This window comes from Emticicia agri (assembly GCF_004168285.1).
GTDB classification, from domain to species: domain Bacteria; phylum Bacteroidota; class Bacteroidia; order Cytophagales; family Spirosomataceae; genus Emticicia; species Emticicia agri.
Genome location: NZ_SEWF01000036.1, coordinates 24,365 through 41,580 on the forward strand (window position 1 = coordinate 24,365; position 17,216 = coordinate 41,580).

Here is a 17,216-nt window from a genome sequence, read left to right on the forward strand (position 1 = left end):
TATTTGTTTTCTATTATTATAACAAATCATTCCTTAACCCCCAAACGCATGAAAAGAACCTTTTTAGGCGAGTTTGAAGAAGTAGTGCTACTCGTGATTGCGGGCTGTACCGAAGAAGCCTATGGTGTTACCATCTGGGAGCGTCTGCAACAGCAAACAGGGCGCAGTATTACCATGAGTGCCGTGCATGCTACCCTCTACCGCCTTGAAGAAAAAGGCTATCTGGCCTCTGAATTAGGCGGTGCAACCGCAGAGCGTGGTGGCCGACGGAAACGTTTTTTTGCACTAACTGCCACCGGAAGCAAAGCCCTGCTCGAAATTCAGGAAATGCGGGCTAATCTCTGGCAGGATATTCCGGCCGGAAAACTGCAGGTAATTATTAAATAAACCCTGAAAAAGCGATGATGACCGACAATAACCTACCCCAACCACCCCGCTGGCCGGACAGACTCCTGGAATGGTTTCTTTCGCCCGACCTGAAAGAAGATGTACAGGGCGATTTGCACGAGTTTTATCATAAACGACTTACACAGGTAAACATACGGCAGGCCAACAAAGATTACTGGTGGGCAGTACTGCATTACCTTACCCCTTTCTTTTTCAACAATCAGTCAGCTAATTATTCTCAGTCCATATCCCTATCTCCTGTTATGATTCGCAATTACTTAAAAATCGCCTGGCGTAACCTGATGCTCCGCAAGGCTTACACTACCATCAATATTCTCGGGCTTGCTATTGGCATAGCTTCCTGCCTGCTCATTGTTTTGTTTGTTCAGCATGAACTAAGCTATGATAAGTATCATACAAAAGCCAATCGTACCTATAGAATGGTGATTGAAGGGATGCTTGCCGGGAAAAAAATACAAACTGCCTTCGCCAGTGCTCCTGCGGCCCCTGCATTAATGAGGGAAATTCCGGGTGTTGAAACAGCTACCAGAATGGATTCCAGGGGAACATTCATTGTAAAAAAAGGAAATGAGAGCTTTAAGGAAGAGCGTATTGTTTTTGCCGATTCCAATTTCTTTGATGTATTCTCTATTCCATTGCTGAAGGGAAACCCCAAAACTATTCTTAAAGAACCCAAAACACTCGTAATTACAGAAAGCATAGCCGAAAAATATTTTGGCAATACAGACCCTATCGGTAAAACCCTGACTTTTGGTGAAAAAGATGTGTATCGTATTACCGGACTTTGTAAAGATGTACCCTCTAATACGCACTTTCATTATGATATGTTTGCCTCCATTCATGGAGAACAACTGGGTGAGAAATGGCTATCAAGCGGAGCACTTACCTACGCTGTACTTCGAGAAGGGTACACCCTCGAAAAATTGAATGCTACTATGCCTGCCCTGATAGAGAAATACCTTGGGCCGGAAATCCACGAGTTTATAGGTATCAGTCTGGCTGATTTCAAAAAACGTGGAGATAAAATTGAGTTTGTCTTTCAACCCGTTACAGACATTCACCTTAAATCTCATTTAGACGGAGAAATAGAAGCCAATAGTGATAGTAAGTATGTGTATATATTCTCGGCAATTGCGTTATTTATTTTGTTGATTGCCTGCATCAATTTCATGAATCTTTCAACGGCAGGTTCGGCTAACCGGGCTAAAGAAGTAGGTATCCGCAAAGTATTAGGCTCAGTACAAGGGCAGTTAATCGGGCAGTTTCTGAGCGAGTCGGTATTGGTTACATTTATGGCTTTGGCAGTTGCATTGGTTATAGTAGCAATGGCCTTGCCTTATTTTAATCAGCTATCGGGTAAAGCATTTGAGGTGAGTGTACTGGTAAAAGGCATGATGCTGCCTGCTATTCTATTAGCCTGCCTGTTTATCGGATTACTGGCCGGAAGTTATCCGGCGTTTTTCCTGTCTGCTTTTAAACCTGTGAGTGTACTGAAAGGTAAAATCAACGCCGGATTCAAAAGTAGCTGGCTACGTAGTACCTTGGTTACTATCCAGTTTGTGGTTTCTATCGGTATGATTATCGGCACTATAGTGGTGTATAGGCAGTTGAATTTTATTCAGAATAAAAAAGTAGGTTTCGATAAAGACCAGGTATTGGTTTTGCATGATACTTATATATTGGGCAAGCAATTAACTACCTTTAAAAACGAAATCAAGCAATTATCTCAGGTAGCCAACGCTACAATGGCAGGGTATATTCCTGCCGGAGCCTCCAACAACGGCGCTGATGGATTTGAGGTGGTCAATGGCTCTGATCAGCCTGTTACGTATCGTGATAAAACGTATAGTATTGATGATGATTACTTGCCTACGCTGGGTATTAAACTGGTGGCCGGGCGTAATTTCTCAAAAGATGTAAAGTCTGATACAGCCGCTGTATTAATTAATGAAGCAGCTGCCAAAGAGTTTGGTTTCAAAAATCCGATTGGTCAGCAATTAAGAACCCTTGGCACCGGAGAGCCTGACAGTAAACGTATATTTACAGTAATTGGTGTGGTAAGAGATTTTCATTTTGAGTCAATTCATAACCGTATAGCTCCTTTGGTGATGTATTATGGTGCCGATACTTACCAGATGGCTATCAGAGTACGTACCAGCGATATACCGGATTTTCTGGAAGTATTGGAACGAAAATGGAAGGCACAAACTAACAATCCGTTTTCGTACTCTTTTCTGAACGACCGCTTCAACAAAACGTATCAGTCAGAACAGCGCACCGGACAGTTGTTCAGTATTTTTGCTACGCTTAACATCATTATTTCGTGTCTCGGTTTATTTGGTCTGGCCATGTTTACAGCCCAACAGCGAACCAAAGAAATTGGTGTCCGTAAAGTGTTAGGGGCTTCGGTCATGAGTGTGGTTGTGCTTCTATCTAAAGATTTTGTCAAACTAATCTTTATAGCAATTCTGATTGTAACCCCGATTGCCTGGTATGCGATGAGCGAGTGGTTAGAAGACTTTGCCTATCGGGTTGAAATCAGTTGGTGGATATTTGCAGTTGCCGGGCTATTAGCCATCGCGGTAGCACTCCTGACCGTAAGTTTCCAGAGCATCAAAGCGGCTCTGATGAACCCGATAAAGAGTTTGAGAAGCGAGTAATTTAATTGTGAGGCGAACCTCCGGGTTCGCCCCACAAAAAGGGAATCAACCGCTTTAAAATATTAAACCGTTGCCCCTCAACAAATCCTATTTTTCCTTCTATCTTTGTTTAAGAACCAGATACATTCCACAGGAAGAATGGTGTTTCTGTTCACTTGCTTGGCTATGAAAAACATACCTACTAAAACAAACAATGCTCCTAAGCCGAAAAACAATTCCGGCAAGTGGTTGCTTCGGGTAGCTCTCGTGAGTTTCATCTTTTGTTTACTATCCGACCTGAAAGTTTTTGCCCAGCAGAGAGTTACCTATCAATCTACCGAAAGTTACGACTCCTTGGCAGGCTGGCAACCCTATGCCATATATCGGAAAAAGATTGACCAGTACAGCAATGGCCGGATTATTGAACGGCTCACCGGGTCGGCACCTATCAAAGCAAGTGGTTTTACTATGAACGAGAAAATCGGGTATAAATACGATGCAAAAGGACAGGTAACCGAAATCAGCTACCAGTTTCCATCTATTTATTTAGCCGACAGTTTTTTAGGAAGCAGAACAGAGACCTTTCAGTACAATGAAGCAGGGAAATTGACTGAAACGCAGATATTAGTTTATGATACAAGCAAGAAAACCTACTTTCCACAAAACAAACACCAATACTTCTATAATGCCAGCCAGCAACTCATAGAAATCATCCGTTTTGGCTGGGACCACCCGACTCAGCAACTGGTAGAGTTAGACCGAAGCCAATACTTTTACAATCAGGCAGAGCAACTGATTTATCAGATGGATGGCAATTTAAGAACTGATTTTGCCTATGATGCCGACGGGAATGAGAGCATTTTAACCACACGCTTTTATAAATCACACAAAAATTACAATGCCCAAAAACAACTGGTGCTGCAACTTGATTCTTCTTATTATGCGCCTAAAAACAAATATATTTTTCATGGTTTTTTAGAGAATATTTATAATGCCAAAGGGCAGTTAGTTCAGCAAACCAGACATAGTGAATCGCCCGATGATGGCTCTGATGTACCGTTTTATTTCAACGACCATCGGTTTATTTACGAATATGATGAAAACGATTCGTTGAAAAGAGAAACGCATCAGACTGGTGATAGGGTATTTCTGCCGGAGCCTCAGATAAAATGGACAAATGACGGACGAGTGAATTATACGTATGAAGTATTACCCGATAACGCCGATTCGGGCTTTCCTGAAATGTTTTTATATCCCAATCCGACAAGTGGCACGGCTATTCTTACCAATCTTATTGAGCAGGGTTGTGCCATAAAAGTAGACATTTTAGATACCAAAGGACGTATAGTAAAAGCATTTACTAAAAAAGTAACAGGCTACGAACAATACCACACCCAATGCCGATGGGAGTTAGATTTATCGAACCTGAGTGATGGTGTCTATCTGGTACGCCTGCAAAACAGAGAAGGCCAGTACTTTACTAAAAAACTACTCCTGCATAAATAAATTATCATTCTTTCACCACCTTTCGCACATATACCCTTCGCTCATCAAACAACTGAATCAGATAGATGCCCTGGGGTAATTGTCTTATATCAATTTCCTGCTTAGGTACTGCCTTCCCCTGCATCAATACCTGCCCTCGGGTATTGATTATTCTGTATGGTAGCGTTTTTTCGGTATTGACAGACACACGGTCTTGTGTGGGGTTGGGATAGACCACAAGCGTTTCTACAATAGGTTCTGTTGCTAATGGGCCATCAGGCTCGATAAATACAGCTTTCGGGTCTGACATTTTCCAGATTTGCCAGCCGTTATCTAACGTAAAACCATATACATACACCTGATTATTGTAGTCAAATGCCAGCCGTATATCTGCTCCCTCTGCCCCGTGCACAATCTCAGGGTATGCCATCAGCGATTTGGTATCAAACTGATAGAGTTCCGGTCCGGTTTCAGCCGTAGCTATGGGTGCATACAAGTGTTCATTGGTTTTGAAAACTTTATTAGGGTCATAATCGGGCAACTGATAGCTTTCAATTAACTGACTTCCATTGAAATACCAGTAAGTTTTATGTTCACCATTTTTAGTGGACGAAAATGCACCATTCTTATGGACATTGGCAAACGATGCTATGTTGGGATTAAACTTCCACAACCTTTTTTCTACCACCGACCAGTAAGCCCATGTTGGTTGCTCATTTTCTGCACCCAAAGGAATCATAAAGAAATCATTGTCTTTAAGCAGTAAATTGAGTAGCCAACTGGCATTAAAGTATTCGTTGATTAAAACTTTACTGATATTATCATTCGACAAATCGTAATAAGTAATATCTTTCACGCCCACTAATAAAATACCTTTATTGAAAGCAAAAATCCCATTGGTTGGGTGAAACCCCATGTCATATTCTTTCATAGAGCCGTTTCTTATCAGCAGTAGTTTTGTATCTCTGAACAGCACCAATGCTCCGTTCAGGTATTGTCTTATGCCATTGGCGGCACTCCTCGCACGGCTGATTTCTGTTTTATTGGTTGGTAAATCAACTACCGTAAAAACATGGCTTCCGTTCAGGTATTGGGTATATAGCAGTTTATTTCCATAAATCCCATAATCGTTTATAGGGTTAGTCAAAAACCTGACAGGCGTAGCCGAGCCATCAACGATAGTATATAAGTCAAGGGGATTATCCTGCATAGAAACACCCCTCGTATAAAACAGGCTGTCATGGTAAGCCGTTGTATTATAAATATTCCTGTCAATGAGTGTGAGCGTATCACCTGTTACTTTGTATAAATCATTTGTATAAACATCGGTTTTAGTAATATAGGCGTCGTTCTGTGTCAGGTAGGTTTCAAAATAATTTTTTATCGGAAAACTCACCAGTTTTCCTTTACCGTCTTTAATAATGACGATATTGCCTGTATTAGCCCCATCAGCCAATCTTACAATCAATTGTGCAGCATTCTTTCGTACATTTTGTGTTATATTCCCCAAAATGGCTTTAGTCTCAAATATTTTTCTGGTTCCGGCTTTTGTACCATCAGTTTCATAATAAGAAATACCTCCGAGTTCGTTGGCAGCATGAAAATAAATTTTTGTCTCCTGCACAAACAGGTTATCTCCCCAATAGTTAAATCCGCCTTTGAAACTCACCAATAGCTCCAGGTCGTTTTTTTCTCCTTTACTTGCCCAGACCTCATTGTACTGGCTGACAGGGTTATATTTCCAGTAAATAATCCGGTTATTGAATAGCCTGAACTGAAAACCTGCAGACTGATTAATGTCATAGATTGGCCTTATCGGAAGCAGAGGTGTTTTTACCCCCTTATCGAAATTATAAATACCGTCTGACAACAGCAATGTATGTTGTGGAAGCGTAACCAACGAATCAATTTTGAGTGGATAAGGATTGACTGAGAGTACGGTATCTTTCAGAAAACTATAAGTAATTTTCATATTGGCGAGGTTATCAAGCACATACGTATTGCTATCAATCACACTGATGCCCATATCCCAATAATACCACCTGAAATACTCTACCAGATTCTTACTTCTTATATTAACACCGGATTTAAGGTCAAATACATTCAGAAAATAAGAATTGATACCTTCGCTGCCTTTGGTAGAAGTAAAAACCAGTTTATCTCCAGTCATAATAAAATTCCGATACACAACACCATAGCCATAAATATCATTATTACTAAGAGAAATACTACTAACCAATACATTCTTCCACGGTGTCAGCTCATTATCAGCAGATAGCGCATAAAATGTCAGCGTACCATCGTATTTCAGGAAATAAATATGCTGTGCGCTGTCTTGTACTGCTAACGGAAAATAGGAATTTACACCCCAGTCAGCCAATTGCACGTCATCATTGCTATTTTCGGGCTTAGCCAGCATTTTCCTCCCATTTCCCACGTCAAAAAAATAGTAGTCCATGCCATGATGAGACAGATACTGAAAATTATTGATAATGCCTACATTCGGATTGGCTATGATATTTTTAGTAAGAACGCCGTTTTTAGTCAACCGGCATAGTTCATAGAGCCTTGTCTGGTAATTAAATTTCAGGTAGTGCAGGGTAGAATCAATAATTTTATACAGTATCACATTTTCATCCCACTTGGTGCGTGTATTGTCTTCATTCAGCCAGTCAAATTCAGAGACATTCCTGTTCTCTGTGCCATTTGATTGATAGTTACGGTAATAAAGTAGAATTTTGTTATTGAATACATGAAAACCTTCAAGGGACGAAGTGTTAGGAATCACACGCTCTAAAGTTTCTCCTTTTGTCCGGTAAATATATTCTCTTCTTAAATACAGGTAGTCGTATGCTCTTAAACTTCCCTGAATCAAATCAGGCCCTTTTCCGGTGCTATCGGTCAGCAAATGGGTATTTTCGGGAGAACCATCAGTTACCCAGGTGCTATAATTGGAAATCTCTGCATTATAAATTGAAAAAATCAACTTCCCATTTATGGTATCTACTTTTTGTACATAGCGCAGGTTTTTAATCTTTAAACCCTCAAAATCAGTTACCTGCTGTTGTGCCACAACAGCGTACCCCATTAGCCAGCAAACAAAAGTCAGTAATTTTTTCATGGTTCAGCGTTTATTCATAGCCATGACTTTTAGAACCCCCAATTGGTTGTAAACCCGTCCCGATTTTTCAAATCATCCTGGGCCAAATCTATCGTTACAATCCAGATATTCGTCGGTCAGGGTTTCTTATATCAAAATAATTCCTTTTCTTCGCTCATCTATTCAATCCCCTATCGCATGAGATTATTAACGATTCTTTTTGTATTCACTTTTGCAGTTTCTGCTGCAATGGCACAAAAGCAGCCCCTGAAACAGGTAAGCACTTATAGAAACCCTGTAATAGCCGGAGACTATGCCGACCCGTCTGTGATTCGTGTAGATGATACCTATTATGCCGCCGGAACTTCCTCAGAATGGGGACCTGCGTATCCGATTTACAGGTCGAAAAACTTAGTTGACTGGGAATATGTCGGCCCTGTATTTGCCGAGATTCCTGAGTGGACAATGGGTAGTTTCTGGGCACCCGAATTATTCTATCGTAATGGCACTTTTTATTGCTATTATACCGCCCGCCGGAAATCAGATAAACAGTCGTTTATCGGGGTAGCTACCACCAAAGACATTACCAAAGGTTTTACCGACCACGGGTTAATGATTGAATGGACTTCGGAAGCCATTGACGCCTACGTGGTAGAAGACAAAGGAAAACTATTTATAACCTGGAAAGCCTACGGCCTCGATAAAGGCAGAGTAATAGAACTGTTGGGCGCAGAACTATCGGCCGATGGATTGAAAGTAACTGGTGAAGCCTTTGCGCTGATTAAAGCCAACCCTGACGACTGGGAGAAAGGCGGTGCCGAAGGGCAGGCTATTTTTAAACGAGGCAAATACTGGTATATGCTCTATTCGGGCAATTCGTGTTGTGGCAGCAAATGCAATTATATGGTAGGTTTTGCAAGGGCAGAAAAACTGCAAGGTCCCTGGACAAAGTATGCAGGAAATCCGGTACTGGTAGGTGATGAGGTTTGGAAATGTCCGGGGCATGGCACAGTAGTTACCACGCCCGATAACCGTTATTTCTATCTGCATCATGCGTATAGTGCCGCTGATTTTACTTTTGTAGGCAGACAAGGCGTTTTGAGCGAACTGGTTTGGGACGAAACCACCCAGTGGCCTGTGTTCAGATACGGTAAAGCTACACCCGAGCAAGCCGAATCTCCGGCTGGTACAAGCATAGCCAATTACTCGGGTTTCAATGTCAACTTTAGCCAGCCCATGCCTCATATGCGTTGGATACACGACGTGCGTTATCCAAAACCTGCCTATGCTGTTCAGAACGGTGCTTTACAGATTGAAAATACAAACCCCATAGAAACCGGAAACTTTATTGGTTTTACTATCAAAAAGGGCAGTTATACGTTTTCGGCAGAAATAAGTCCGAAAGCTGATATGCTGCAAAACATTGTGATTTATGGCGATGCCAAAAATGCCCTTGGGTATGGGGTGCGTGGGTCTAAAACAGAGCTTTGGCGCATAAAAGATGGGGTACATGAAGTGGTTAAAACACAGGAACTTCCGGCAGATACCAAAGAGGTAACCCTGAAACTACAAAGCTACAATGGCCGCTTTTACGAATTCAGTTGGGAAATAAAAGGCCAGAAACCCGAAGCTAAAAACAAAGTAGCCGAAGTAGAAACGCTATGGCTACCTCGCTGGGACAGAGCCGCAAGAGTCGGCCTGAATGTATCCGGCAAATCCGCAGGCAAAGGGGAGGTAAAGGCTATTGAAATGAAATATGAATAAAGAAATTGTCAAGTGATTGTCGATTTTCGAACGGGTCGCCGTTGCGATTTCGGATTGTCAATTTAAAAATGTCGAATATCGATTGCAGATTGTCGAATGTTTTTTTCTTAATCGACAATTTGCAATCGACATTCGACAATAAAATAAAGTTTCTCCTACCCGCCAACTATCAATTAATCTTCACCAACTTTATCACATTCCCTGCCACCAGTACATTCTAAGAAAAATCAGTACCGACTAAGAATTAGCTTTGGCTTATTATCCATTCTAATTATGATAAGTCATGAGACAAATTTCCCTTTTACTCGTTGCTGTGTTCCTGTTTACTTACCAATTATCTGCCCAAAGTGTAACCATTACCCCATCGGGTACCTCAGCTTTAATCGATACCAAAAGCACTACCGGAGGTGTAGCAATCCCAAGCATGAGCATGACTCAACGGGCGGCTTTAACACCTAAAGCAGGTTTACAGGTTTTTTGTAATAACTGCTCGCCTGTAGGTGCCTATATGTACGACGGCACGCAATGGAAAGCCATGTTTAATATAACCAATGGCAATACTACCATTTATTCAGTAGGACAGCAGGCACAAGGCGGCACTGTTATCTGGGTTGACGATTCAGGTCAGCATGGCATAGTTGCCGCACCAGCCGATGTACCGATGACCGCTCCTTTCCCCTATGGAAATATTGGTGTCAAGTGGGGAGATATGGTAAATGATGAGTTTGGTTTTCCTATGTATGTGATGGCTATGGGAACCGGAGTATTTGATGGCGAAAAAAACACAGAAATACTTGTTCATAAATTTGGCTGGACTTTAACTGGTGCCTTTTTATGTCGCCAGATGAATTTTAATAGGTATGGTGGCTGGTATTTACCTTCTATAGCAGAGCTTACAATTATGTATGAAAACAGACAATTTTTAACAGGATTCTCTAATACCGTTAAACTTGATTCTTATTACTGGTCATCGTCAGAAGCAACTCCTACTGAAGGTACTATGCTTAATTTTTTTGATGGAGAAATCTCAAATTACACAAAAAACAAGCATAATCACGAACCAGGTGCCTACCCTTTTTATGCCCACAGAGCCAGAGCCGTCAGAAGATTTTAAGTGATTTATTAACACATAGTACTCATTGATATAATTCTAATAAATAAAATTGTGAAACATTGACTGGGCGTCCCCGTGTCCATTGTGTACATAGTGGCAATAAAACGATAGTCACAATGTATACTATAAAACACGGGGACGCCCAGTCGATGTTTCACAATTGAAAATATTATCAATTTATTACTCAAAATACTTATCAAAATCGCCAATCTCTTTTTCTATTCGACAATCTGCATCGCAACGGCGACCCGTTTGAAAATCGACAATTACTCTATCTACTCAACAACTTACTCTTCACCACAATAGCAATAACTTGCTCACGCATGGTGCGGCTGATGGGAATCAGATGGCTTTGAATCGTGATGTCGTTGTTTTCGATACTGCCGATTTTGGCAATCGCCACCAGATACGATTTATGTACCCGCAAAAAACGATTCGGGTCAAGGTATTCCTCTACCGTTTTCAGGGGCAATAAAGTCATGTATTTGCCCCGGGTGGTAAAAATAATCACGTAGTTTTGTAAGGCTTGTACAAACAATATCTCATCAATCAGAATCTTTTCATATTTGCTTTCGCACTTGATAAACAGATAGTCAGGTTCTGATGGCTGATTCAGATTTTCAGCTTTCTGATTTTTCAGTAAGTGTAGTTCCTTTGCTTTATTGGTAGCCTTATAAAACCGATTAAAAGTAATGGGTTTCAGCAGATAATCAACCACATCAAACTGAAAGCCCTCAAGGGCATAGTTGGGGTAAGCCGTAGTAATAATCACCATTGGCAGATTTGGCTTGATTTTCAGAAAGTCAAGCCCCGTCATGTGCGGCATCTGAATATCTAAAAAAATCAGGTCTATCCGTTCATTTTCCAGTATTTTATTCAGTTCAAGCGGATTTTCGGCAATAGCGGCTAATTCAAGGTAATCAATTACCTCAATATACTTCATTAAACCCTCACTGGCTAATGGCTCATCATCTACTATTACACACCTGAGTTTCATGGCAAATGGATGGTCAGTGCTACTTTATAGGTTTTATGGTCTGAATCAATACACAATTGGTGCTGATGCGGATAAATCAGGTTTAGCCGCCGTTGCACATTCTTCATACCTATGCCCGACGAGGGCGAGTTCGTATCTCCTCCCCGACTGTTTTCTATCTGCATTTCAAGTGTTTTATGGTCTTTTACGGCCAGACACATCCGTATAAAATTCTTCTGCGTTTTGCCTTTAGATACGTGTTTGAAAGCATTTTCAACAAATGACAACAGGATAAACGGCGCAATATTGGCTCCCTGTGCCGAAGCATGATTGATTTCAAACTGTAACTCAGTCTGGTTTTCATTCAGCCTGAGTGATTCTAATTCTATAAAATTCTCTAAAAAATGTAATTCTTTGCTGAGTGGTATTTCCTGGTCGTTACACTCATACAACTGATACCTCAACATGTCAGAAAACGATGCCAAAGATTCAGAAGCCAAATCAGGATTTTTGTGAATCAGCACAAAAATAGAATTAATGGTATTGAACAAAAAATGAGGATTTATCTGCGATTTCAGGTATTTCAGTTCGGTTTCGAGGTTATCTTTTTCCAGAGCCAGACGTTTTTTTTCGGTTTCCAGCCAGTTTTTGCCTAATTTGATACTCATGGCTAAAGTCATGCTCCCAACTGTTGACGGAAAGGCATTGGTAGCAAAAATAAGCAGGAACTGGTCAGGCCGACGACCGAATATCTGCTCAAAGGTTAAATCAGAGAAATAAGGTGCCAGATAATACCCACTCACAATTAAAGCCGAACAAATTAGAATGGTAACCATAACCAGCGCAATATAGGTTTTATACTTGCCTACATACAAAAACCGGGGTATCAGGTAATACAGGTTAAAATAAGCTCCTAAAGCCTGAAAAATGATATACCCATAGAATTTAACCGGAAAAGCCCCTAAAAAAAGATACGCATACGCATCAGGCAGATTGCCGATATTAATCCAGAGCCACAGCAGATGGTAGCATATCCAGAAAAGAATATGGTGAAGTTTATATCTGAAAAACCAGTTTTGCATCAAAACAGACAAAGAAAATAAGCCATTCTTATACACCAAAATTAGCCATATTCCACTTGGCACCCAAACCCTGCTTGACGTAAGGTAAGAAATAATTGATGAAATGCAGAGACCCGTTTCTGTTAAATCTTGATTTATTTTATTACTGGCACGATTCCGAGAATTTTCTGGTTTGTTTTTTGAAGATTAAGCTCATATAATGACAGACATTTTATCGAAGCCAACCAGTAAAAAATGAATTTTAAACTTTACTTATCCTCTCCTACTGTACTCATAATTGACCCCTTATTTCTTCGTGAAGAATTGCTGGATTATTTTCATCATTTGCCTCTTGAAGAGCCGATTACCTTTACCAAAGCAGAAAAAATCAATAAAACATTATTCCCTCATGGTGGGTCTATTATTGGCTTTTATCAGATAAATAGCTTTGTTGAAGGGGAATATGTAATAGATGCTTCAGAGATATTCAGAATTTTTGAAGAAGATTTTGAAGAATATGATTTATCAGAAGAATGTTTGTTTGGGGTTGATAGCGGTGAAATTCTGGTAATTGAATGGGCCTATATCAAAGAATTTATAGCGGAAAATAAAACAAATCTTACTGATTCAGAATCTTTCAAGGAAGTATTGGCAAGACAAAATTACCTCAATGAGCAAAACAGGTTTGACCTGATTGAGGCTTTTGATATTGATAATTCATGGACAGAATTTACAGGTGATGGAAGATATGTTGTAACCGAAGATTTTCTAACACTTTTGAATTAAATTTCTCGTCCCCTAAGAGTCTCTTGCAAAGGACTCTTAGGGCAGGAGCTTAGCTAACCTTATAAAACCCAACTCATTAGCAGTAATCTGGTTTCAAAAGGATTAACCCCAAGCAATGATCCTGCTTTGAGAATTAAGCCTTCTTAATTCAAAAAAGTAATAATTGCTTCATTATTGCTACTAGCCTTTGCATAAAAACTCTGAACCTTTTTAAAAAAGGAAAGTAAATAATTAAAACCCGCCTCCTCATCCTCCCATATCTCCGGATAAACCTCAGCTTCCATCATTGCTTTCGCATCATAATTATTACGTAATTCTTCCTCAGAAATTCTCAAAATCCGTTCATTAGACTCTTTTACTTGGTCAGGAATAAAATAATATGCAGGGCCATAGCCTAAATCCTGCTTTCGATCTATCACTCGTCTGCCAAAGAGAATACTGTCTGGCCCATCGTAAATAGTTTGCTTGTCTATCAGAAAAATAATACCAGCCCAGGCTTTATCAATATCAATTAAATTAGGTTCTTCTTCATTATTTAATTTTTCAATTAATAGCGAACTATCTGTTCGAAAGGCTTCAAGCTCGATTGCTGTAACCCGAAGCAAAATTCCAATCATGCTCATGAATAATACTTTTATGGTTAATTACTTTTATAATCACACAATATACCCCAAACTTCCGCCCCCTAACAGTCTCTTGAAAAGAACTCTTAGGCAAGAAACTTACCTACTCCCCCAACTCATCATCTACCTCAATCAACAAGCGCCTCCAATGTCTCAAAAACCGGAATCATCGTTTTTCCTTTTTCGGTCAGGTAATACTCAATATGCAATGGTTTCAGCTTGATGGTTACTTTTTCCAGTAATCCGGCTTCTTCCAGTTCTTTCAATGCCAATGCCAGCTACTGCTTATTTGACCCCTCTAACCGACGCAGTAAATTACTGAAACGCAACGGCCCAATAACAGCCAGACGAAAAATTTCCGGCTTCCATTTCCCCGACAATAGTTTCAACAATAGCTGTGCCGGGCATGTCTCTGTATTTACTTCCATCTTTTGAGTAGTCATGTTTTTTTGACTTATTGACTGCTTGCTAAAGGTTTCAGACCTTTGTAGAAATGAAGTTGTTTAGGATTTTAATTTCTATTTAAAAATTGAGATGTTTTGAGCGAGCCAAGTCAAATGATGAGGCAATAGCAGCGCTATTGTCGAAATTATTTGACGCAGGCGTAGCCAAAACAGCGCATTTTTAAACGAAAGAAATAATCCTAAACAACTTCAATATAAAGCAGATAGGCTGAAAATGGTTCAAAAATCATAAAAATTCAAGCTATATAGGCGAATGAAGTATGTAAAGATTCTTTTTATACTTGGCAGTCTTTGCTGTCAGGCACAAACCAAAAAACCAATGACAACAAACAATAATCCGCTCTTGTGCGACCCCGAATCTGGTATCTGTGAGATACCCGGCACAAAAAACACGGCTGAAAAACAAACAGTAGCTGCACAGCATAAACCTGTAAAAATTATCTATTTCACAGACCCTATCTGTTCTTCGTGCTGGGGCATAGAACCTCAACTGCGAAAGCTAAAACTGGAATACGGCGCTGAAGTAGAAATTGAATACCACATGGGCGGACTGCTGCCCGACTGGAGTTATAATAGCGGCGGCATCAGCAAACCCTCAGATGTAGCCCACCACTGGGACGAAGTAAGTCTGCACTACCAGATGCCTATTGATGGCGATGTATGGTTAGAAGACCCTTTAGATTCGTCGTATCCGCCATCGATAGCTTTTAAAGCAGCACAATTGCAGGACGAGAAAAAAGCCATTGTTTTTCTTCGTTCGATGCGTGAAATGGTGTTTCTGCAAAAGAAAAACATCACTAAATGGGAAGTATTGGCACAAGCAGCTACAAAAGCAGGCTTAGACACCCAAAAATTAGAACAGGATTATAATGGCGTAGCAAAAGAGCTTTTCCAGGCTGATTTAAATCTTGCCCGACAAATGGGTGTAAGGGGTTTCCCTTCTGTTTTTGTTACCAATAGAGCCGGAAATTCAGAATTTATCTATGGCACCAAACCTTACACAGTCTATGAAAATGGTATTAGTAAAATTTATCCGGCAGTAGCAAAAACCACCTACCAAAAAGACTGGGAAAGCCTTTTCCATAAATATCCTACGCTCACGCTAAGAGAATTTTCAGAGCTTGCCGAAGTATCTTCCCAAAAAGCCAACGAAATACTCGAAAATCTGGCAGTCAACCAAAAACTCAAAAAATTCACCACCAAAAACGGCGCAATCTGGATAAAGGAGTAAGACTAATTTTTCCATCAGGGGTTCATTTACATAATCCCTGATGGAACTATATTTCCACCCTTTAAAAAATCCCCCTTCAGGGAGGTCCGACTTATCGGTTAGGGGTGGCCGCTTTACACTCCCCCTCAGTATATTTCGTTATTCCACGTGCCTCTGCTTCGCAGGAATTGCCATAGGTTTTATTATTACACCCGCACACAGGTTGATAAATGGCGGTACAAGCCCTATCGTCTCTCACTTTCTCTTCACATTTACCCAGCTGGCTTGATTTTTTGCTACAACAAAAACAGGTCAATACCAATGCCGAAGCTATATATATTCTTACGTTTTTCATATCAGTTACGTTTGTTAGATTTAATATGAAAAATTTCATGCCAGCTTACTGTTTCTTTTTAACCACAGGCTTGGGCTTGCTTACCGCAGGTTTGGGTTTTACCGTGGTTGTCTTCGGTGGATTGACCGTCGGTTTCGGGGTATTCGTTACAGGTCTGTTAGTATTGGTTACAGTTTTTGAGGTATTGGTGGCAGTTTTACCTCTGTTGCCTGACGGGAAAAAATACCTGACCCAGATGCTGTGATACTTAAAATCGGTAGCGTCTAAGGCGTCTCTCTGGTAGCCAAACATAATTTCAGGTTTAGGTTTAATACCCACCCCGAACCGTTGCAATCCAGTTGTTTTAAAATCAAAGTTTTTTACACTTACAGCTCCGTTTACATAAATCAATTCTTTATATCTGAAAGCTACGTCGGCTGCAAATAACTGACCCGGGCCGGCAGGTCCGTGTCTTTTATTTATATCAACCTGTAAATACGCCGCCGGAATAAATTTAATGTCGTAAGGCAGATAAAAGGTATAACCTCCTTGCAGAATCAATGCCTTATATGCTCCATTAGAAAATTCTCCTTTAGCAACGGACGTAACTATATGTGGAAAAGATAGCCCCACATAATTCTCTTTATTCTTGTTTTGCAAAGCTACTCCAAGCCCATACCTGAATACCTTCCCATTATTAAACTTCAACGGGTCATATACCCCAAGATTTGCACCGAAGGCTACATTAGTATGTCGGTCAATAGGCATTTCATAGGCATAATTCAGTATCAGCGAATTGCTCGACTGTTGCTGACCCCATACATACGCCCCAAAATGGTGCGGACTTTTAGTAGGATGATAGGTGCCCGAAGCCAGATACTGGTAATTGTTGAAGTTATACTTGTTGCCGGGATATTTGAGGGTATAGCTCCCCGGCGAAAAAGATAGTAAGGCATTGTTGGCAGGCGCATTGACCAATAAGGCCGGATTAATGATTTGTTTGTCAAGATACCATTGTCTGAACTCTGCAATGGTCTGTGCCTGTACAGCATGCGCAGTAATCAGTAGTAAAATGATTAGTCGTTTCATTGGCTATTACGTATATCAAGTCTGTGGTTATTAGTATAAACAACCCAACGGGCTTTATATTGTTTGCAGGGTAGGAAAATAAGTGAAGGGTGTATCGGATGTTTATGATTCGAGGAATAGACATTCTTTTTTTCTTAATAGAAATATTTGCAAAGATGTGCAA

At 40.5% G+C, this 17,216-nt stretch carries 15 protein-coding genes; 7 read left to right on the top strand and 8 right to left on the bottom strand.

The genetic code is table 11. The features are described 5' to 3' along the window. Nucleotides 1-48 precede the first annotated feature (48 nt). From EWM59_RS20105 to EWM59_RS20115, 3 genes are all read left to right on the top strand, one after another. Nucleotides 49-387: a PadR family transcriptional regulator gene (locus EWM59_RS20105; protein WP_130023044.1), complete on the top strand. Its 339-nt coding sequence runs from the start codon at nt 49-51 to the stop codon at nt 385-387. 14 nt (nt 388-401) lie between these two features. Continuing rightward, nucleotides 402-3,068, top strand: a complete 2,667-nt coding sequence (locus EWM59_RS20110; RefSeq protein ID WP_229239397.1) for an ABC transporter permease — start codon at nt 402-404, stop codon at nt 3,066-3,068. Nucleotides 3,069-3,233: 165 nt separating this feature from the next. Then, nucleotides 3,234-4,553 carry a T9SS type A sorting domain-containing protein gene (locus tag EWM59_RS20115; RefSeq protein WP_165372241.1) on the top strand — a complete coding sequence of 440 codons (1,320 nt, stop codon included), beginning with the start codon at nt 3,234-3,236 and terminating at the stop codon, nt 4,551-4,553. A gap of 4 nt (nt 4,554-4,557) precedes the next feature. On the opposite strand, the gene EWM59_RS20120 is transcribed toward EWM59_RS20115, so the two are convergent. Further along, nucleotides 4,558-7,653 (bottom strand): T9SS type A sorting domain-containing protein, encoded by a 3,096-nt coding sequence (locus tag EWM59_RS20120; RefSeq protein WP_130023046.1) that lies wholly within the window; start codon nt 7,651-7,653, stop codon nt 4,558-4,560. A gap of 177 nt (nt 7,654-7,830) precedes the next feature. Between EWM59_RS20120 and EWM59_RS20125 the strand changes: the two genes are divergently transcribed. Beyond that, nucleotides 7,831-9,396 (top strand): glycoside hydrolase family 43 protein, encoded by a 1,566-nt coding sequence (locus tag EWM59_RS20125; protein ID WP_130023047.1) that lies wholly within the window; start codon nt 7,831-7,833, stop codon nt 9,394-9,396. Between the two features lie 283 nt (nt 9,397-9,679). Beyond that, complete coding sequence (locus tag EWM59_RS20130; RefSeq protein WP_130023048.1) at nt 9,680-10,510, top strand: phage tail-like protein; 831 nt, start codon at nt 9,680-9,682, stop codon at nt 10,508-10,510. A gap of 271 nt (nt 10,511-10,781) precedes the next feature. Here EWM59_RS20130 and EWM59_RS20135 read toward each other — a convergent pair whose 3' ends face one another. Together EWM59_RS20135 and EWM59_RS20140 are read right to left on the bottom strand one after the other, a co-directional pair. Then, the gene (locus tag EWM59_RS20135) at nt 10,782-11,507 is read right to left on the bottom strand and encodes a LytR/AlgR family response regulator transcription factor (protein WP_130023049.1); all 726 of its coding nucleotides are present in this window, start codon (nt 11,505-11,507) and stop codon (nt 10,782-10,784) included. Next, the gene (locus EWM59_RS20140) at nt 11,504-12,568 is read right to left on the bottom strand and encodes a sensor histidine kinase (protein WP_130023050.1); all 1,065 of its coding nucleotides are present in this window, start codon (nt 12,566-12,568) and stop codon (nt 11,504-11,506) included. Before EWM59_RS20140 ends, EWM59_RS20135 begins: the two co-directional genes overlap by 4 nt. Before the next feature lie 234 nt (nt 12,569-12,802). Between EWM59_RS20140 and EWM59_RS20145 the strand changes: the two genes are divergently transcribed. Continuing rightward, nucleotides 12,803-13,333: a hypothetical protein gene (locus EWM59_RS20145; RefSeq protein ID WP_130023051.1), complete on the top strand. Its 531-nt coding sequence runs from the start codon at nt 12,803-12,805 to the stop codon at nt 13,331-13,333. A gap of 143 nt (nt 13,334-13,476) precedes the next feature. Here EWM59_RS20145 and EWM59_RS20150 read toward each other — a convergent pair whose 3' ends face one another. The 3 genes from EWM59_RS20150 to EWM59_RS28690 all read right to left on the bottom strand — a co-directional run bounded on the left by EWM59_RS20150 (nt 13,477) and on the right by EWM59_RS28690 (nt 14,399). Further along, nucleotides 13,477-13,956, bottom strand: coding sequence for a YfbM family protein (locus EWM59_RS20150; protein ID WP_130023052.1), 480 nt, complete (start codon nt 13,954-13,956; stop codon nt 13,477-13,479). Between the two features lie 128 nt (nt 13,957-14,084). Beyond that, nucleotides 14,085-14,228, bottom strand: a complete 144-nt coding sequence (locus EWM59_RS28685; protein ID WP_310587885.1) for a winged helix-turn-helix transcriptional regulator — start codon at nt 14,226-14,228, stop codon at nt 14,085-14,087. Nucleotides 14,229-14,234: 6 nt separating this feature from the next. After that, nucleotides 14,235-14,399, bottom strand: a complete 165-nt coding sequence (locus EWM59_RS28690; protein ID WP_310587886.1) for a winged helix-turn-helix transcriptional regulator — start codon at nt 14,397-14,399, stop codon at nt 14,235-14,237. A 340-nt stretch (nt 14,400-14,739) separates the two neighbouring features. Between EWM59_RS28690 and EWM59_RS20160 the strand changes: the two genes are divergently transcribed. Further along, entirely contained in the window at nt 14,740-15,651 is a 912-nt protein-coding gene (locus EWM59_RS20160; RefSeq protein WP_130023053.1) for a ClpXP adapter SpxH family protein, read from the top strand. 91 nt (nt 15,652-15,742) lie between these two features. On the opposite strand, the gene EWM59_RS20165 is transcribed toward EWM59_RS20160, so the two are convergent. Together EWM59_RS20165 and EWM59_RS20170 are read right to left on the bottom strand one after the other, a co-directional pair. Next, nucleotides 15,743-15,985, bottom strand: a complete 243-nt coding sequence (locus EWM59_RS20165; protein WP_130023054.1) for a Kazal-type serine protease inhibitor family protein — start codon at nt 15,983-15,985, stop codon at nt 15,743-15,745. Between the two features lie 45 nt (nt 15,986-16,030). Continuing rightward, nucleotides 16,031-17,053, bottom strand: coding sequence for a type IX secretion system membrane protein PorP/SprF (locus EWM59_RS20170; RefSeq protein WP_130023055.1), 1,023 nt, complete (start codon nt 17,051-17,053; stop codon nt 16,031-16,033). Nucleotides 17,054-17,216 lie beyond the last annotated feature (163 nt).